The 18322-nt window shown below is 69.2% G+C and carries 11 protein-coding genes; 3 read left to right on the top strand and 8 right to left on the bottom strand.

All coding sequences use genetic code 11. The features are described 5' to 3' along the window. Window positions 1-6: 6 nt before the first annotated feature. Genes J2848_RS21090 through bcsA form a run of 4 tightly spaced genes read right to left on the bottom strand, consistent with a single transcriptional unit; the run spans window position 7 to window position 7854 of the window. Window positions 7-1848 (bottom strand): hypothetical protein, encoded by a 1842-nt coding sequence (locus tag J2848_RS21090; RefSeq protein WP_149233186.1) that lies wholly within the window; start codon window positions 1846-1848, stop codon window positions 7-9. Further along, complete coding sequence (locus J2848_RS21085) at window positions 1845-2936, bottom strand: family 8 glycosyl hydrolase (RefSeq protein WP_149233185.1); 1092 nt, start codon at window positions 2934-2936, stop codon at window positions 1845-1847. The genes J2848_RS21090 and J2848_RS21085 overlap by 4 nt, the downstream gene beginning before the upstream one ends. Next, window positions 2933-5569, bottom strand: coding sequence for a cellulose biosynthesis cyclic di-GMP-binding regulatory protein BcsB (locus J2848_RS21080; protein WP_246194048.1), 2637 nt, complete (start codon window positions 5567-5569; stop codon window positions 2933-2935). The genes J2848_RS21085 and J2848_RS21080 overlap by 4 nt, the downstream gene beginning before the upstream one ends. Further along, the gene (bcsA, locus tag J2848_RS21075; protein ID WP_149233184.1) at window positions 5569-7854 is read right to left on the bottom strand and encodes a UDP-forming cellulose synthase catalytic subunit; all 2286 of its coding nucleotides are present in this window, start codon (window positions 7852-7854) and stop codon (window positions 5569-5571) included. The genes J2848_RS21080 and bcsA overlap by 1 nt, the downstream gene beginning before the upstream one ends. A gap of 397 nt (window positions 7855-8251) precedes the next feature. Between bcsA and J2848_RS21070 the strand changes: the two genes are divergently transcribed. The 3 genes from J2848_RS21070 to J2848_RS21060 are packed head-to-tail and all read left to right on the top strand — an operon-like array spanning window position 8252 to window position 10349. Further along, window positions 8252-9139, top strand: a complete 888-nt coding sequence (locus tag J2848_RS21070; protein ID WP_246194046.1) for an AEC family transporter — start codon at window positions 8252-8254, stop codon at window positions 9137-9139. Window positions 9140-9153: 14 nt separating this feature from the next. Beyond that, on the top strand, window positions 9154-9645 hold the full coding sequence (locus J2848_RS21065; RefSeq protein ID WP_149233182.1) for an OsmC family protein: 492 nt from the start codon (window positions 9154-9156) through the stop codon (window positions 9643-9645). Beyond that, the gene (locus J2848_RS21060; protein WP_246194045.1) at window positions 9642-10349 is read left to right on the top strand and encodes a nitroreductase; all 708 of its coding nucleotides are present in this window, start codon (window positions 9642-9644) and stop codon (window positions 10347-10349) included. Before J2848_RS21065 ends, J2848_RS21060 begins: the two co-directional genes overlap by 4 nt. 10 nt (window positions 10350-10359) lie before the next feature. Here the strand turns inward: J2848_RS21060 and J2848_RS21055 are convergent, their stop codons facing one another. From J2848_RS21055 to J2848_RS21040, 4 genes are all read right to left on the bottom strand, one after another. Beyond that, window positions 10360-10758, bottom strand: coding sequence for a response regulator (locus tag J2848_RS21055; protein WP_149233181.1), 399 nt, complete (start codon window positions 10756-10758; stop codon window positions 10360-10362). Between the two features lie 37 nt (window positions 10759-10795). Beyond that, window positions 10796-12118, bottom strand: a complete 1323-nt coding sequence (locus J2848_RS21050; RefSeq protein WP_149233180.1) for a sensor histidine kinase — start codon at window positions 12116-12118, stop codon at window positions 10796-10798. Between the two features lie 140 nt (window positions 12119-12258). Next, complete coding sequence (locus J2848_RS21045) at window positions 12259-14919, bottom strand: PAS domain-containing hybrid sensor histidine kinase/response regulator (protein ID WP_149233179.1); 2661 nt, start codon at window positions 14917-14919, stop codon at window positions 12259-12261. Further along, on the bottom strand, window positions 14916-17966 hold the full coding sequence (locus J2848_RS21040; RefSeq protein WP_246194044.1) for a chemotaxis protein CheB: 3051 nt from the start codon (window positions 17964-17966) through the stop codon (window positions 14916-14918). The genes J2848_RS21045 and J2848_RS21040 overlap by 4 nt, the downstream gene beginning before the upstream one ends. Window positions 17967-18322: the final 356 nt, after the last annotated feature.

Raw genomic sequence — 18322 nt, 5'->3', positions numbered from 1 at the left:
GCTCCCTTACCAGTCATGGTAGATCGTCTTCCAGGCAGTGCTGACGCCTTCGCGCGAGTCCTCGGTGCTCAGCCGGTCGTCGATCGACTTGAACTGGGCATAGGCCTCGTCATAGCGCATCAGGTTGTAGAGCGCCCAGCCGCGGAGGATGCCGAGGTTGCGCGGCTCCGGCTCGATCTCCCTGCGGGCGTCGAGCAGGCGCAGCACGTCGTGGTAGCGCTTGTCCTCCAGCGCCCGGCCGGCCTCCGTCGCCATCAGCGAGGCGCGGATTTCCGCCTTCTGCGTCGGGGTCAGGTTGGCGCGCGGCAGGTCGCGGGTCAGGCCGGTGACGTCGCCGGTCGTCAGCCGGGCGATCGCCTGCCCATAGACGTTCTCCTGCTCGCGCGTCGGCGTCTGCGGCGGTCCCGATGCGGCCGGATTGCGGTCGCTTCCCTTTCCGGTGGCCGACGCTCCCCCCTTGGCCGGTTTTGGAGCCGGTTCGCGGGCGGCCAGGGCCTGGGCCTCGACGAAGGCGGCCTCGGCCTCCGACGGGCGTTTCAGCTCCAGCAGGCACCAGCCGCGCTGCTGCAACAGGGCGGCCGTCGGCCCGCTCCGCTCGATGCTGCTGCGGATGATGGCGATGCAGCCGGCGAAGTCGTGGCGGGCCAGCGCGCGGTCCAGCTCGCTCGGCCCCTGCGGCGCGCTGCGTCCACCACCGGGGGTGGAGGGGCCGCGCGGCGGGTCGACCGCCTTCAGCACCTGATCGATACGGCTCGACTTGCCCTTCCAGGGCTCGGCGGCGGCGCGGGCCTGCGCCTTCTCGCCCAACCCGTTATAGGCCAGCACCAGCCCTTCCGCCGCCTTGTCGGACGGCGCCCAGCCGTTGGCCTGGGAGAACCAGCTCTGCGCCTCCGCATAGTTCTTCTGCTTCTGGAAATACCAGCCGAGCGCGATGGCGCCGTCGGCATCCTGCTTGTCGCGGACGATGCCCTGGACGCGCGAGAGGTCGGCCGCCGACAGCGCGCCGGGCTTGGCGTTCCCGAGACGCTCCAGCAGGCGGCCGGTCTCCAGCTCCGCCTCGGCGGTGCGGACGCTGGAGTAATCCTCGCCCGTCGCCGGGTTGCTGGTAGCGCCGAGCGCGCTCAGTTCGCGCAGTTGCTCGGGCTTGAGATAGCGGGACGCCTTGAAGATGGTGTCGCGCCGCTCCTTGGCCTTGGGGCAGGTGGTGACGATGGTCTTGTAGGTGTCGAAGGCACGGTCGGCCTGCTTCAGCTCGGCATAGGCCTCCGCCAGCCGCCAGGCATTGTCCAGCCGGTTGCAGGCCACCGCCTCCGGCTGGGCGGCGGCGGCATCGACCACCTCCTGCCAGCGCTTGGTGTCGCTGGCCGAGCGGATGCGCCCAGCGCTCTCGGCGAGGTCGAGTTCCTGGAGAAGCTTGTCCGACGGCTGCCAGGACGGCGACTTGCGCCGCTGCTCGGCGATGGCGGCCCGCGCCTCCGCCACCTTGCCGGCCGACAGCAGGGTCCAGAACGGGCTTTCGTCGACGCCCGCCGTGGTCGGCTGCGGCGCGAACAGATCCTTCGGCGGTTCCCAGCTGGGATCGAGCGCGCGCAGGCGGGCGATCTCCGCCTCCAGCCGTTCGCCGTCGCCGATGCGGGCATAGTAGCGCAGCGCCGTCTCGTCCACCTTGCCGGCGGCCGGCGCGGAGCCGCTGCCGGGGGCGGGCGCCACCTCCACCTTCACGCCGGGAGCCAGCGCGCGGGCGCCGCCGTTCGACTGGGCCCAGGCGCTGGACCAGACGCCGGCCCCGCCGCCGGCCACGGCGATGCCGGCAAGGAGAAGGGCCGGAAGAAGGACAGGACGGGTCACGGAGCGATCCCCAGGCTTTGCGCCGCCAGCGCGGAAAGATGGGCCAAGGTGGTTGAGTAGTAGTCTTCGTCCGGCGCCAGCGGCGGCACCGTTACGGCCTCGCCGCCGGCTCCGGCAAGCTGGCAGGCCAGCCGGTAGACCGCCAGCATGCCGACCGACGCCGCCACCTGGGTGGTGGTGCCGCCCGGCAGCGAGACGGTGGCGGGCACCGCCTTGCCGCCATACTTCGCCGCCAGCGTGGAGAAGGGGCGGAAGTAATAGGGGTCGCGGTAGCCGTCCAGCGCCAGATAGAGCGGCACCCGCACGGCGTCGTAGCCATACTGCTTCTTGAAGCCCTCGGCGATGCCCACCGTCCCGGAGGCGTCCAGCGTCATCCAGTCCGGCGGCAGCTGGAACCCGCCGAAGCGCGCCTTCGACAGCAGGACCAGCCCGGAATCCGACAGCTTGCCCCAGCGCTCGCCGCCCGGCAGGGCGGCGAAGGCGCGGATGGCCGGGAAAATCCAGTAGCTGGGGTTGAGGACCAGCGTGTCGCCCTTGCGGAAGCCGTCGCGTCCCGGCAGCACCACCGTCAGCCCCCCCTGCTCCACCAGCAGCCCGGAGGCCAGCGCCTTGACGATGGCGATGGCGGCGGTGCGGTAGGCCTCCGCCTGCCAGGTCTCGGCGGCGCGCAGCAGCGCCCAGGCGATCAGCATGTCGCCGTCCGACGCGTTGTTGCGGTCGGCGACCCCGCCGTCGGGCGTCCAGCGCCACGCCACCAGCCCGTCGCCGCGCACCATCAGCACGCGCTGGGTCCAGCCCCACAGCCGGTCGAAGGCGGCGCGGTCACCCCCCGCCACCGCCAGCAGCATGCCGTAGCCCTGCCCTTCGGAATGGCTGATGCCCTTGTTGCCGGTGTCGACGATGCGGCCTTCCGGCAGCAGGAAGCGCTCCGCATAGCGGCGCCACGCGTTCCCGTCGTAGGGGGCCGCGCGCACAGTCCCAGGCAATGCCGCAGTCAACCCGAAGGCAGTCAACCCGAAGGCGGCCAGCCCGAGGGAGGCTGCTCCGGTCAGCATGTCGCGCCGCGATGTTCCGGCAGGTGACGTCATGACCCGCTCCGTTCCCGATGACCGCCCTTCAGCAGCAGGCGCATGCTGACCGTCAGCACCACCGCCGTCCCCAGCAGCAGGGCGAACAGAAGCTCGATCCGCTGCGACAGGTTGCGGGCCAGAATCAGGATCAGGTTGCCGATGTCAAAGGGATTGAGAATGATCTGGTAGGGACGCGACGTTTCCAGCGTGGTGATGGCCGGTGCCGCACTGCTCCACAGCGCCCCGCCGCCGCGCAGTTTGTCCCACTGCCCGGCCTCGCCCAGGCTGCGCATCGCGCGGTCGATGGCGCGCGGATCGGCTGCGGTCAGCAGCGTCCAGGTCAGCGGATCGGCCCCCGGCGCACGGTATTGCAGCAGGGCCGCCTCCGGCAGGGTCTCGGCATTCTCGGTCAGCGCGACGACGTCGACCGGCGCCTCCTCCACCGTCCAGTGGTTGATGTAGCGCGCGGCCGCGCCCATCACCCGCCGCGCCCAGTCGGGCACCCAGCCGCGGCCGGTGGCGGCCGGGTCCTTGGCATCGCCGGCCATCCGCTGCCAGCGGTTCGCCGCACCGCCATCGGCCGCCAGCGCCGCCCCCGCGATGCCCATCGGCTGTCCCATTCCCTGGCCCATCCCCTGCGGCACGGTCCCCGGCCGCGCCGGCCCCGAACGGACGGCGTTGCCCGACCAGCCCAGCCGCAGCCGCTCGGCCAGGGCGCGGCGGTCGGATGCCGCCATCGGCTCGCCGCGGGCCTTGGCCTGGGCGATCAGGGCGCCTGCCTCCAGCAGACCGGCCAGACGGTCGGCCGGCAGCGGGGCAGCGGTGAAGACCGCCTGCGGCAGCGCCGCCACCGGGCCGACGATCAGAGCATTGTCGTTCGGCGCGCCGTCCCAGCCGGTATAGGGCACCACCGCCATCAGGTCGCCCGCCCGTTGCGCCAGCTTGGCGGTCAGGCTCCAGGCGGCGCCGAACCAGGCGGGATCGCGTCCGACGACGACGAGGTCGAAGGGCGGCGCCTGCTCTCCCCCGGCGGTGCCGCCATAGGGAAAGGCGGTGTTGGCGAAGCCGCCCAGGTTCGGCAGCGTGACCAGACGGGCGAAGCCGGGGATCTCGATGCTGGACGTATCCAGCAGGGTGAAGGTCGGGCGCCGCACGGCGAAGACGCAGTCGGTGCCGCCGGCCGGCGGCAGTTCCGCCTCCACCTCGATCACGTTGGGGCCGGGGCGGAACAGCGCCATCGGCAGCGGCATCTCGCCATTCTCGATGATGCCGCTGGACCGCTTGTCGACCTCCATCGCGGCGGCCGACTTGCCGTTCACCTGGACATTCAGTATGGCGCCGGGGCCGAGATTGCCCTCGAACGCGGCGTTGACGTGGAACAGGATGGAGCGGTCGCTGACCGGGGCGAACCCGGCCGGCAGGGTCAGGCCAAAGCGGCCGGTATAGCGGTAGCCGCTGTGCTGCACCGTCTGGAAGCCCAGTTCCGACAGGTGGTAGCGTCCCTCCGCCTGCACCAGCGGGGCCGGCGGGGCAGCCGGGATCGCCGCGTCGGTGACGATGGTGGCGCTCTGGGTCGGCAGCGGCCGGGTCACGTCGGACAGCCGCATCACCGCCTGATCCACCTCCTGCTGCGTCCGTCCCGACGCGACGGCGACGAAGCCGCCGCCACCGGGGTTGGCGCCGCCGCTTCCCTCCGGACCGCCTTTGCCGGCGGGAAGCGGATAGACGGCCAGGAACGGGCCGGTGATGGCGGCGGCGCGCGCGTCGCCCAGCAGGGGGGCGATGCGGTCGCGGGTGCCGATCAGGATGTTCTTGCCGCCCGGCAGGGGCAGGCTTTCCAGCGTCGCTCCTGAACCGCCCGGAGGAGGAGGATTGCCCTGGGAATTAACCTGCAAATTGCCGGGAGCGTTGCCGGCGGTCTTCACCGGTACAGCCACCACCCGCGGCGTCTGGTCGCCCAGCAGCAGGCCGTAGGACTGCGCCACCATGGAACCCCAGCCGAGATGGTCGGCGTCGATCTCGCCACCGGGCTGGATGATCGCCAGCGGTTCCCGCGCCCGGTCGGCGGAGGCCAGAAGCTGGCGCATCATCGCCAGATCCGGTTCCGGCACGCCGCCGTCCGACAGCAGCGTCAGCGACGACGCGGCAAGGTTCACCCGCGCCCACAGATCGTAGGTGCCGCGCACCGTGCAGATGGCGCGGTGCTGGGCGCTGGTCTGGAAGACGATCTGGTTCTCGCCGGGACGGATCAGGCTGCTCGGCAGGGTGATGGAGGCGTTGACCGGCCCGCGGAAGGCGGCCAGCGGCAGGTCGGCCACCGGAGAGCCGTTGATGAAGACCGACATCGCGCCCTTCTCCGGCAGGATGTCGATGCCGTTCTCGTAGGTCAGCGCCAGCACGGCACTGGTCAGCCCGATCACCGGCGGCAGCACGGCGCGCAGCACCACCGTCTCGGTCTCGCCATGCAGGGTGACCTCCGGCTGGCCGTCGCGCAGGTTCGACAGCGGAATCACCCGGCGGTCGGCGGCCAGCGCCGGCACCGCACCGCCGATCCATTGGGACAGCAGCGCCAGCAGGGCCAGCACCGCCCACAACAGCCGGCCCGCGCCGGTATGGTTGCCCATGCCCGCCATCGCCGTTCCCGTCGCCATCAGGGGGCCTGGAAGGTCAGGATGCGGCGCAGCGCACCGGGCAGGGCGAGCAGCACATGGCCCAGCCGCGGCACCACCCGCGTGGCGAAGAACAGCAGCCCGCCGAAGAAGGTCGGGGCGGCCACCCGCTTGCGGTCGAGGAAGATGTCCCAGCCGACGCTGTTGCCGAAGACGAAGCGCGCCATCTCCACGATGTCCTGGCGGTCGCGCGGGGCGAATCCGGCGCCGACCGCCAGTTCGCCGTTGCGCATCTCGATGCGGAAGATGCGGACGCCGGTGGTGGTCGCGGCCTCCGTTTCCGTCGCGCCGATGGTCAGCACCGGGGTCTGGTCGGGCCGGCTCAGCAGGTCGCGCCATGCCGGATCGACCAGCAGCCCGACGCCGCCGGCCGACACGTCGGCGACCAGCAGGTCGATGCTGGTCCCGTCGTCGAACTTCAGCACCGCCGGGCGGTCGACGGAAAAGCGCTCCTGCCGGCGGACGCGCTTGCGCTCATAGACGACGGCGAGGCCGCCCAGCGCCAGCAGGAAGCTCAGCGAACACCAGACCGCCACCGGGACGATGGCGGCGCGGTGTTCCGGGAAGATGGAATAGCGCCACGCACAGGCCGCCAGCCCGGCGGCCAGCAGCAGGGTGGTGACGATGAAGGGCGTGGCCAGCGGGGAGAAGCCATCCTCTTCCACCGACTGGCCCTTGGCGGTCACCTTGAACACCGGGTCGCGCGGCCGCATCAGCGTCGCCAGCGCGGCGCGCGCGACGTGGAAGGACTGCAGATACTCGTACAGCTCCGAGAACAGCGGCCAGCGCATCCGCCCGTGCAGGAACTGCGACAGGAAGGCGGCGGCGAAGACATGCGGAATGACGAAGCAGGCGAAGTCCGGCAGGTTGATGCGGTAGATCTCCAGCCCGAACAGGGCGTAGCACAGCGGCGACAGCAGGAAGATCGGCCGCCAGAACCAGAAGAACCAGTACAGCATGGTGCTGGTGTAGCAAAGCCGCTGGGCGATGGTCAGGCCGCGCTTGAACAGCGGGTTCTTCAGCAGGAACAGCTGGATCATGCCCTGGGTCCAGCGCGACCGCTGGGCGATGAAGCTGTCGAAGGTCTCGGGCTGCAACCCGGCGATCAGCGGGCGCGGCAGGTAGACGCTGCGCCAGCCGCGCGCATGCAGCTCCAGCGCCGTCTCGCAATCCTCCGTCACCGTGTCGCCGCTGAAGCCGCCGACCTCCTCCAGCGCAGCGCGGCGCAGGATGGCGGCCGATCCGCAGAAGAAGGAGCCGTTCCATCGGTCCAGCCCGGGCTGGATCGAATAATAGAACATCTCGTTCTCGCTCGGCATCCGCTCGAAGGTGCCGAGGTTGTATTCGACCGGGTCGGGATTGACGAAGAAATGCGGGGTCTGGACCAGGAACAGGCCGGGGTCCTGCTGGAAGAAGCCGACCGTCGCCTTCATGATGCCCACCGTCGGCACATGGTCGGCATCCAGGATCAGCACCAGATCGCCGGACGTCTTCTGGAAGGCGTGGTTGATGTTGCCGGCCTTGGCATGCTCGTTGCGCGGCCGGGTCATGTAGGTGACCTGAAGCCGCTCGCACAGCGCGGTCAGCGTCTCGCGCCGGGCCGAAGCCGCGGCGGCCTGTTCGGGGTTGCTGTGGGCCAGCTTCTGGTCGGTGCCGCCGTCGTCCAGCAGATAGACGCGCAGCTTGTCGCGCGGATAGTCGATGCAGACCGCGGCGGCCAGCGTCGTCTCCAGCAGTTCCGGCTCCTCGTTGTAGGAGGGGATGTAGACGTCGACGCTGGGCCAGAAGGCGGGGTCGCCCGTCGGCTCCGACGGTTCGCGGGCCAGCGGGTCGATGATGACGAACAGCGAGGTCAGGAACAGGACGAAGGACAGCGCCTCGGCCGCGAACAGGGTCACGCCGGGGATGAAGTTCACCAGGTCGTCCACCGGCGGCATCGTGCCGGTCAGCCGCCAGAAGAAATAGCGGAAGGTGACGAAGGCCAGCAGCAGGACGGTCAGCGTGCGGGCATGCCAGAAGCGCTGGGCGAAGCGTCCCAGCACGAAGGCCGCCGCCACCACGCCGGCCGAGATGGCGGCGCTTGCAAATCTTCCAACGGGCAACGCCGCCAGCGCAAGAAACAAACCCGCCGACAGCAACAATAGAATCCAGAGCAGAACCGAACGCAGTGAGAAGCGACGACTGTTCAGGTTCGGCTGTCGTTTGGATTGCTGCGCCTTATTGTTCAGAGGTCGAACAACGGTCTTGGCGCTTGGCGAGGTCGTCATGCGGTTCCGCAGAATGGGGCCATCACACCCTAGTTGGGTGATCCCTTATGGCTCAAGCTCCGTTACAAATCGTTACCGACTTGTGATGAAGCTTGCTCAAATGCCATATTTCATTGGACCTGTGTCGTCGGGATTACGGTCCGTCCGGCTCCGCCGCCCCCTGTGCAGCCTCACCTGTGCATCCGGATGTGTGCGACTCGGGAGCAGCCGCGGACGGCCTTTGCCGATGAAGGCGGGGACGCGGCCGCAATCCGATCCCTACGCGCGGCTGCCCTGCGCCGCAGCTTGGGCTTGGGGGATGACGGCGGGCGGGAATGCCGCCATGGTTGCCGACAATCCGCCGACCCATCGGTTGCAGCACAGGGTTCCGCCAGCCTCCATGCCCGCCTCAATGCCCATGTCAGCCCTTCTCTCCGACGCCTTCGCCGTGCTGGCCCCGGTTTTCGTGGTGGCCGCGCTGGGCTATGGCTGGACCCGGGGGAAGCTGCCTTACGACAGCGCCTTCATCACCACCTTCGCGATCAACGTGTCGTCCCCCTGCCTGGTCTTCTCCGCCCTGACCCGGCTGCACCTGTCGGCCAACGTGATGGGGGAGATCGCGCTGGCCGCCACCCTGTGCATGGCGCTGACGGCACTGGCCTCCATCCCCGTGCTGCTGGCGTCGGGGCTGTCGCTGCGGGTCTATGTGCCGGCGATGGCCTTTCCCAACGCCGGCAACCTGGGCCTGCCGGTCTGCCTGTTCGCCTTCGGCGAGAACGGCCTCAGCCTTGCCGTGCTGTTCTATGCGGTGATGTCGGTCGGCCAGTTCACGCTGGGTCCGGCGCTGGCCGCCGGACGGTTCGACCTGGGGCAGATGGCGCGCACCCCGACGATCTACGCGGTGGCGCTGGCCGTGGCGATCCAGCTGGCCGGGCTGCCGCTGCCGGTGTGGATCGGCAACACCACCACGCTGCTGGGCAACTGCGCCGTGCCGCTGATGCTGTTCTCGCTGGGGGTGGCGCTGTCGAAGCTGCGCCTCTCCGGAGCGGTGCGGGCGCTGTCGATGTCGGCCTTCCGGCTGGCGGTCGGCTTCGCCATGGGGCTGCTGGTCGCCTGGGCGATGGGGCTGACCGGCGCGGCGCGCGGCGTGGTTCTGGTGCAAAGCTCCATGCCGGTGGCGGTCTTCAACTATCTCTGGGCGCTGCGCTACGGCAACTCCCCGGAGGATGTCGCCGGCATGGTCCTCGGGTCCACCGCCATGGCCTTCGTCGGCCTGCCGGCGCTATTGATGTTCGTGATGCAGTAGAAGGGAGGGGTCTCATGGCGCACAGGCAACACCGCTATGCCGTCCGGATCGACTGGACCGGCAATCTCGGCACCGGCACCTCGGCCTACCGGGCCTACAGCCGCGACCACACGCTGAGCGCCGGGACCAAGCCGGCGATCCCCGCCACCTCCGACGCGGCCTTCCGCGGCGATCCGGCGCGCTGGAACCCTGAGGAGATGCTGGTCGGCGCCCTGTCGTCCTGCCACCAGCTCTGGTACCTGCATCTCTGTTCGGCCGCCGGGATCGTCGTCACCGGCTACAGCGACGATGCCGACGGGGTGATGGAGGAGGAGACCGACGGCGGCGGCCAGTTCACCGCCGTCGTCCTGCGGCCGCGGGTGACATTGGCGCCCGGATCGGACGCCGGGCGGGCGCTTGCCCTGCATCACGAGGCGGCGGAAAAATGCTTCATCGCCCGCTCCGTCAATTTCCCGGTCCGGCACGAACCGGAGGTGGAAGTGGAGGGAGGGGGTGGCGGCCAATGACCGCCGAGCCCACGCCGATGACCGACACCCCCGCCCTGTCCGTGCTGGACGCCATCGCCGGCCGGCGCAGCATCCGCGCCTTTTTGCCCACGCCGGTGGAGCGGGAGACGGTCCTGCGCATCCTCGACCTCGCCGCCCGCGCGCCGAGCGGCACCAACATCCAGCCCTGGAAGGTTCATGCCATCGCCGGGGAGGCGCGGGCCGCCCTGTCGGCGGAGCTGCTGGCCGCCCATGAGGCGGGAGAGCCGGAGGTGCCGGAATATCCCTATTACCCGGAGAACTGGCGGGAGCCCTATCTCGGCCGGCGGCGGGCGGTCGGCTGGGCGCTCTACGGCTCGCTCGGCATCGGCAAGGGCGACCGCGAACGGATGGCGCGCCAGCATGGCCGCAACTGGCTGTTCTTCGGCGCGCCGGTCGGACTGTTCTTCGCCATCGACCGCGACATGGGCAAGGGCGCCTGGCTCGATCTGGGCATGTTCATGCAGAACGTCATGATCGTCGCCCGCGGCTTTGGGCTGGAGACCTGCCCGCAGGCGGCCTTCTGCTACCGCCACGCCATCACCGCACGGCATCTGGGCCTGCCCGATACGGAAATCATCGCCAGCGGCATGGCGCTGGGCTTCGCCGACTGGTCGGCACCGGAGAACAACTTCCCGACCGACCGCGAACCGGCCGAAGGCTTCACTCGCTTCACCGGCTTCTGAACAAGGCGGCCTACAGGGTGACGAACCCGTTCGGCGCCACCGCGGCCGGGGCGCAGGGCGACAGCCGCCCGGCGACGAAGGCGGCGGTCTGGACCAGGACACGCGGCGAGAAGGGCTTGGCGATATAGCCCAGCCCGACCCCGCCGGCCTGGGCCTTGCTGGGCGGGTTCCCGGTGGCGAAGACGCAAGCAATCCCCATCGCCTTCAAGGCGCGGGCGACGTCGAGCCCGTTCGACCCGTTGGCCAGCTTGATGTCGACGAAGGCCATGTCGGGCTTCTCCTCCCCGGCCAGGGCCAGCGCGGTGGGGAGATCCTCGGCAATCCCCGTCACCTCGTGGCCGGCCGACTGAAGGGTCAGCGACACCCCTTCGGCGATCAGAAATTCATCCTCTATGATCAATATCTTCATTGTTTTTCTTGTAAATTTCGCAGGATGGCCGGAGACGTCACGCCTGGGTTGGCGCTCCCGGCTTCATGGGGAAAGTTAAAAGGAAGCGCGTCCCCGGTGTCAAACGTTCGATCTCCAGATGCCCCCTTAATTGCCGCGTAAGATTGCGGACCGTGTTCAGGCCGAAGCCGCCGCCTCCGCCGCTCGCGACCTCTTCCGGCAGGCCGATGCCGTCGTCGGCGACGTCGATGCGGACCTCGTTCCCCGCCACCTCCATGTCCAGCTTGACCGTGCCGTGCCGCCCATCGGGGAAGGCGTGCTTGTAGCTGTTGGTCAGCAGTTCGTTGACGATCAGCGCCACCGGCACCGCGGTGTCGACCGAGGCCGGCAACGGCGACTGGACCGCCATGGTCATCGCCGGCTCGCCGCTGCCAGTGGGCGGGATCGCGTTCTCGGCGATGCTGCGGATCAGGTCCGACAGCTCCACCGTGTCGTACACCGCGCCCTCGCCATAGAGGCGGCGATGAACCTCGGCGATCGCCAGCACGCGGCTGCTGCTGTCCAGCAGTTCCTCCCGCACCTCCTGGCTGCGATGCCTCATCGCCTGGGTCCGCAGCAGGTTGGCGACGATCTGCAGGGAGTTCTTGACCCGGTGGTTGACCTCGTCGAGCAGGATCCTGTTCTCCTGCAACGCCGCGGACAGCGCCTCCCCTTCCGCGCGCTCGGCCTGGTAATCCCGCTCCAGCCGCCGGACGGTGGAGTAGCCGAGCCAGCCGATGACCGTGACGAAGATGATCCCGTAGGCGATCATCAGCAATTCGAGGATGGTGGCGTGCCGGCTGCGCCGGGCGAGCAGCATGTCCTCTTCCGCCCGCATGGTGGCGGTCAGGCGCCGGATTTCGGCCATCGTGCTGGCGCCCTTCCCCTCGCGGATGGTCGCAAGTGCCTGCTCCAGCCCTGCTTCGGTGGCCTGCCGCAGAACCTCGGCGATCTGGTGCAGCCGGTCGGCGGTCAGGGAGCGCAGGGCCTTCAACATATCCTGCTGAACCGGGTTGTCGGCGGTCAGCGACCCGATGCTGTCCAGCAGCAGCCGGCTGCGATCCCTCCCCTCCTCATAGGCGGCGAGATGAGCGGGGTCCGCCAACAGCAGGTATCCGCGCTGGCCGGATTCGGTGTCGTACAGGGTGGATTGCAAGGATTCGACGGTGGAGATGACTTCGTGGGTATGGTCGACCCAGTCGATGGCGCGCCGATATTCGAGGAAGACGATGACGAGCAGCAGGAAGCCGATGAACAGGCCGCCGAGCAGCAACGCCGATAATCCGGCGGCACGGGCGCGCACGGTGCGGCGCGCAAGGCTGGCATCGGTGTTCATGGGCATGGACCGTCCCCGCTTCGCGCCGTCACTCACCTCTCGGAACAGCCCGCACAGTCTGGATCTTCCCGCATCGGCGGCATTGACGTGAGTCAAAACAAGTTAAGTTGATGAACAATCAATATGGCTCTCCCACCCGATTTTCCTCACCCGCCTGACAAATTCAGCGCCGAAGCCAGCGTGTCCTGCAGGCGGCTGGGCTGGATCGGCTTGTGCAGCAGCGCGCATTGGGCGCCCGCCGCCTCGCGCAGCCGGTCGGCCGAAGTATCGCCGGTCAGCAGCACGCCGGGAACGTCGCGCGACAGGCGGCGGCGGACCATGTCCATCACCATCAGCCCGGTGGTTCCTTCCGGCAGGCGGTAATCGGCCAGGATCAGGTCGGGCTCCTGCCCGCTGTCGATCAGGCTGCCCAGGAGCTCCTCCGCCTCGGCCCCGCTGCCGGCCTCCACCACGCGATAGTTCCAGTCCTCCAGCATCAGCACCAGCGCCATGCGGATGACGGCGTCGTCCTCCACCAGCATGACCAGCCGCCCACCATCGCCGGCGGTCCCGTCGCCCGCCGTGCCGCCGCTGTCCGCTTGTTCGACGGTGTCGGATTTCGCCTCGGTCAACGGCAGGCAGACGGTGAAACGGCTGCCACGGCCGAGCGAGGAGGTCACGTCGATGGTGCCGCCCAGCATGGTGACCAGCCGCCTGGCGATGCTCAGCCCCAGCCCCAGCCCTTCCCGCCGGTCGCGGGCGGCGTTGCCGACCTGGAAGAAGTCCTGGAAGATGCGGTCGATGTGCTGATCGGCGATGCCGATCCCGCTGTCCCACACCTCGATCTGCAAGCGGTCGCCGCGCCGCCGCGCGCCGAGCAGCACCCGCCCGCCGGGGGCGAAGCGCAAGGCGTTGGCCAGCAGGTTGCGCAGCACCCGTTCCAGCAGGCGCGGATCGGTCCGCGTCGTAAGATGCGGCGCCACCAGACGCAGGTTCTGCCCGGCCTTCTCGGCCAGGGGGGCGAATTCCCCGTGCAGCCGGCCCAGCAGGGCGGTGATGTCGACCGTCTCCGGATTGGGGGCGACGAGCCCGGCTTCCAGCTTGGAGATGTCGAGCATCCCGTCCAGCATGCCGCCCAGGCCGCCGAGCGAGGACTGGATCTGCTCCGCCATCCGCCGCGCGCCGTCGGAAAGCTCTTCCTTCATCAGCAGGTCGGACAGCAGCAACAGCGCCTGCACCGGCTGGCGCAGGTCGTGGCTCGCCGCCGCCAGGAAGCGTTCGCGGGCGTCCAGCGCCACGTTCAGGTCGCGCTCCAGCGCCTTCACCGCGGTGATGTCGGCGACGCTGGAGACCACCGCCTCCACCCGGCCGGCCGGATCGGCGACCGGGCGGCTCGACACCCGCAGCCAGCGGGTGGGGGCGGTCGCCTCCTCCCCCTCGACCACGCCGATGATGCGTTCGGCCACCGGCTTGCCGCTGCGCACCGCCTCGGCCGCCGGGGGAAGCCCATGCAGGCGGTTGCCGTTGGCGTCGATGAAGCGGCGGCCGGCGGTGGTCGGCACCATGATGTCGGGGGCGGTGGCCGGCGCCAACTGCCCGTCCGCCCGGCCTTCTCCCTTGCCCTCTCCATCAAAAGCGGGGGCGGTGGGGTCGAGCAGCGCGCGGGCCGGTCCGCCCAGCAGCCGTTCCGCCATGGCGTTCGCCAGCAGGCTGCGGCCGTCGACGGCGGTCATCGCCAGCGCATCGTGCAGCGACTGGACCAGCACCCGGTGCCGCCGCTCGCTGAGGTTCAGCGCCGCCTCCGCCGTCCGCCGCGCGGTGACGTCGCGGAAGGCGACGACCGCCCCCTGGATGCGCTCCTCCATCGGGGCGAAGCGCATGCCGGACGACAGCATGGGGGAGATGGTGACCTCGACCAGCAGCGTCCCGCCATCCTCCCGGCGCAGCTTCTCGCAGGCGATGCTGCGCGGCCGGCCGTCGGTCAGCGACAGGGCCAGCGCACGGGCCGCCCCGCCGGCAGCCGGCGAGGCCGCTTCGACGTCCGGCAGTCCGCCCGGCAGCCCCTCCGCCTCCCCGGCCGGGCCGGCCAGCAGGTCCGAGGGCGGACGGCCGATCAGGTCCAGGTCGAGATGGCCGGTCATCGCCGTCGCCGCGGCGTTGACGAAGCGGATGCGGCCGTCGGCGTCGACCCCGAGGATGCCGTCGCCGACCGATTGCAGGATATGGTGATAGTCGGCCCGCGCCCGCTCGGCATCGTCGCGGGCCTGCTGCACCTCGCGCAGCCAGGCGTTGCGTTCGGTCAGGTCGGTGATGGTCAGCAGCACGTCGCCGCGGTCGCTGTCGTCCAGCGTCACCCGGCGGGCGTCGGTCAGCCCGTCGATGACCGTGCCCTGCGGGCCGAGGAAGCGGAATTCCTGCCGGGCCCACTCGCCATGGTCGCGCAGCCGGCCGAGCGCGGTGAACAGGCGGCCATGATCGACGCCGTCGACCAGCAGGGTCAGCGGACGGCCCTTCAGCCGCAGCATCGGCAGGCCGAACTGCCGCTCGGCCGCGGCGTTCGCCTCGCCGACGATGCCGGTAGCGTTCACCGCCAGACAGGCCAGCGGCACCGACTGGAAAAGCTGGAGATATTGCAGGCGGGATGCTTCCAGCGCCTGCTGGGCGCCGCGCAGCTCCTCGTTCTGAATCTCCAGCTCGGCCTGATGGACATACAGCTCGTGCAGCAGTTCCTTCATCGAGGTGGCGGTGATGTCCGACACCTCGAAATGCCCGTCGCTGAGGATGGTTTCGGCACGGCGCCGCAGGCGGCCGGAGGAGTCCTCGCTCATTCCTCTCCTCCATCGCCCTTGCCATCGCCCGTGCCATCACCTTCACCGGTTCCGTCCAGCTGCAACTCCATCAGCTTGCGGTTGGTAATGTTGATGTGGCTGACGACGATGCCGCCGTCATGGTCCTTCAGGCGGGTGGCGTGCATCAGGAACCAGCGCTGCTCGTCGGGCGAATGGCAGGGATATTCGATGGAGAAACCGTCGGCTTTGCCGTCCAGGATGCGGCGCAGCCCGTCATGCACCGCACGGGCGATGCCGTCCGTCGAAGCCGCGTCCGGCGCCAGGCAGACCTCAAGGTAGTTGGTGCCGACGCCGCAGCGTTCGATCGCCGGGGCGCCGTTGCGCTGGGCGAAGCCGCGCCAGGCGGCGTTCACCATGACGATCCGGCCCTCGCGGTCGGTGACGGCGATATGTTCCGGCAGGCTGTCCAGCACCTTTTGCAGCCGCTCCTGCGCCTGCTTGGTGTCCGTCACGTCGACGAAGGTCACCACCACACCGGCAGTCTGACTCTTGTCGGTCAGATAGGGCAGGATGCGGGTCAGCACCCAGCGGCCGTCATGGACGCGGACATGGCGCTCCACCGGTTCCTGCCCGTCGAACACCTTGCGGATGTCGCCGAGGAAATCGGGATAGTCGATGTTGGTCGACAGATGCGCGATGGACCGGCCGATGTCGCGCGGGATGATGTTGATGAATCCGGCCGCCGCGGGCGTGAAGCGGCGGATGACGAAATCGCCGTCCAGGAACACCGTGCCGATCTCGGTCGAGCGCAGCAGGTTGTCCAGGTCGTTGGTGATCTCGGTCAGCTCCTCCACCTTCGCCTGATATTCGGCGTTGACGGAGTAAAGCTCCTCATTGACCGACTGCAGCTCCTCGTTGGTGCTCTGCAATTCCTCGTTGGAGGCCAGCAGTTCCTCGTTGGTCGCCTGCAGCTCTTCGTTGGCTGTCTCCAGCTCCTCGATGGTCGCCTGGAGGTTCTCGCCGCGCGACAGCAGCTCCTGCTCCAGCCCGCGGATGCGCTCGGCGGCGTCGGCATTCAGGTCGAAGTCGGAGTCCGGCACCGCCAGCGGCAGCATGTTGGCGCGGTCCAGCACCACCAGGGCGAAGCGGCGGCCGGTCTTGCGCGCGACATAGGGCTGGACCCGCAGGCTGAGCGCCGCCACCCCCTCGCGGTCCTTCACCGGGATGTTGGACAGCGCGAACTCCTCGCCCGACCGGAAGGCGCGGTTCAGCGCGGTGCCGGTCACCATGGCGACCGAGGACGGCAGCAGCTTCAGCACGTTCAGCGTCGCCTCGCCCGCCGGCACCTTCAGCAGGGAGGAGGCGTCGCCGAACACGTGCATGATGGTCATCTGTTCGTTGACCAGCAGGCAGGGCGGCACATAGGCCTTCATCAGGGCGCCGATCGCCTCGTCGATGACCGCCCCTTCCTCCATCGCCTGGGTGCCGCCATCCTCGCCATGGCGGGCCGGCGGTGCCGCCACCGTCGGCACCAGCAGCCGCGACAGCCGGAAGGACCCGGCGCGCAGGCTCTGGAACAGCTTGTTGCGGCTGTCGACGGTGTGGAAATCGGACTGGAGGTCGCCCAGCGTCTCGCTGGTGCCGAGGAACAGGAAGCCGCTCTGGCGCAACGCGTACTGGAACAGGCTGAGAACCTTCCGCTGCAACGGCTGGTCCATGTAGATCAGCAGGTTGCGGCAGCTCAGCAGGTCGATCTTGGTGAAGGGCGGGTCGCGCATGATGTTGTGGGCGGCGAACACCACCATGCGGCGGATGTCGCGCGCCACCACATAGCCGTCGCCCCGCGCGGTGAAGAAGCGCCCGAGCCGTTCCTGCGACACGTCCTCCGCGATCGAGCGGGGATATTCGCCGAGGCTCGCGACCTCGATGCTGTCCTGGTCGATATCGGTGGCGAAGATCTTGACGTCGATGCTGCGGCCGAGCCGTTCCTGCGCCTCGGCGAACAGGATGGCGAGGGAATAGGCCTCCTCCCCGCTGGCGCAGCCGCAGACCCAGACGCGGATCATGTCGGTCGGGCTGCGGTTGGCGAGCAGGCTGGGGATCACCCGGTCGGCCAGGACGCGGAAGGCCGCCTCGTCCCGGAAGAAGCGGGTGACGCCGATCAGCATCTCCTTGTAGAGGTTCACCGTCTCGGCGCTGTTCCGCCGCAGCAGGGCGGCATACTCCTCCATCGAGTCCAGCCCGGCGCCCTGCATCCGCCGCTCGATCCGCCGCAGCAGCGTCGCCAGCTTGTAATGCGAGAAATCGACGCCGGTGACGGAGCGGATGACGGCGATGATCTGGGCCAGCGGATCGTCGCCATCCTCGCGCCGCTGCCGGCCCGCCTGACCGGACATCCGCATCGGCCGGGCGCGGGCCAGCACCTTGCGCGCATGCTCGATCAGCCGGGCCGGCAACTCCTCCGGCGGCAGGGTGGCGTCGATCTGGCCCGTAGCCAGCGCGCTGCGCGGCATGCCGTCGAACTGCGCGGTTTCCGGCTGCTGGACCGCGGTGAAGCCGCCGGCCGACTTGATCGCCATCAGCCCGCGCGTCCCGTCCGACCCGGTGCCGGACAGGATCAGCCCGATGGCGAAGGGACCCTGGTCGCGGGCCAGTGCCGTGAGGAAGATGTCGATCGGCAGGCTCATGCCGCTGCCGGCATCCTTGGCGGTCAGCCGCAGCCGGCCATCCTCGATGCTCAGATGCTTGCCCGGCGGCAGCAGATAGACGGTGTTGCGCTGGACCGGCACCCCTTCGGTCGCCTGCACCACCTCCATGGCCGTGTGCTTCGCCAGCAGATCGACCATCAGGCTCTTGTGCACCGGCGACAGGTGCTGGACCACGACATAGGCGAGGTCGCTGTCACCCGGCACCGCGTCGAAGAATCGCTGCAACGCCTCCAGCCCGCCGGCCGAGGCGCCGATCCCGACGATGCAGCAGGCCTGTTCCGGTGCCGCCGCCTCTTCAACCGGCACGGCCGCAATGTCCGCATCGGGCGATGCGCCGTTGCTCTGGGTCGGCTGCGTGACCGGTGCGTCGGTTGTCACGATGATAAACGAGTCCTTCTGGCGTCGGCCTGCCGGTTCCCGATGCAAGCGAGCCCCTGGCTATATCCAACGCACTTGATTTGGTCAACTTGACTATCGCAGAGGATCATCCTGCAATGTCCTCATTTTAACTGGAATGCCTGCATCTCCGCATCGATTTGACTTTGGTTTTATAACGAATGTATCGCGTCTTAAGCATTTTCCGCCAAGCGGCCTCATCGGCCCATCCAAAAGGCCGGAAAGCCGGCTGTCATCGGGACGGGAGACCTGACGCACGCGAAATTCCTGCTATGTTTGCTTCCCCCGGGCGCCACATCCTGGAGCGCCCTAGGGCATGCAAGGCAGCGGGAACGGGT

The sequence above is a fragment of the Azospirillum lipoferum genome (assembly GCF_024170005.1).
Lineage (GTDB): Bacteria > Pseudomonadota > Alphaproteobacteria > Azospirillales > Azospirillaceae > Azospirillum > Azospirillum lipoferum.
This window is presented reverse-complemented; position numbering and strand designations above follow the sequence as displayed.

Bases quoted from the DNA above. Each gene is read 5' to 3' on its own strand.
- J2848_RS21085 (WP_149233185.1), bottom strand. From the start codon at position 2,936: ATGACGTCACCTGCCGGAACATCGCGGCGCGACATGCTGACCGGAGCA.
- J2848_RS21080 (WP_246194048.1), bottom strand. From the start codon at position 5,569: ATGGCGACGGGAACGGCGATGGCGGGCATGGGCAACCATACCGGCGCG.
- bcsA (WP_149233184.1), bottom strand. From the start codon at position 7,854: ATGACGACCTCGCCAAGCGCCAAGACCGTTGTTCGACCTCTGAACAAT.
- J2848_RS21070 (WP_246194046.1), top strand. From the start codon at position 8,252: ATGTCAGCCCTTCTCTCCGACGCCTTCGCCGTGCTGGCCCCGGTTTTC.
- J2848_RS21065 (WP_149233182.1), top strand. From the start codon at position 9,154: ATGGCGCACAGGCAACACCGCTATGCCGTCCGGATCGACTGGACCGGC.
- J2848_RS21060 (WP_246194045.1), top strand. From the start codon at position 9,642: ATGACCGCCGAGCCCACGCCGATGACCGACACCCCCGCCCTGTCCGTG.
- J2848_RS21055 (WP_149233181.1), bottom strand. From the start codon at position 10,758: ATGAAGATATTGATCATAGAGGATGAATTTCTGATCGCCGAAGGGGTG.
- J2848_RS21050 (WP_149233180.1), bottom strand. From the start codon at position 12,118: ATGCCCATGAACACCGATGCCAGCCTTGCGCGCCGCACCGTGCGCGCC.
- J2848_RS21045 (WP_149233179.1), bottom strand. From the start codon at position 14,919: ATGAGCGAGGACTCCTCCGGCCGCCTGCGGCGCCGTGCCGAAACCATC.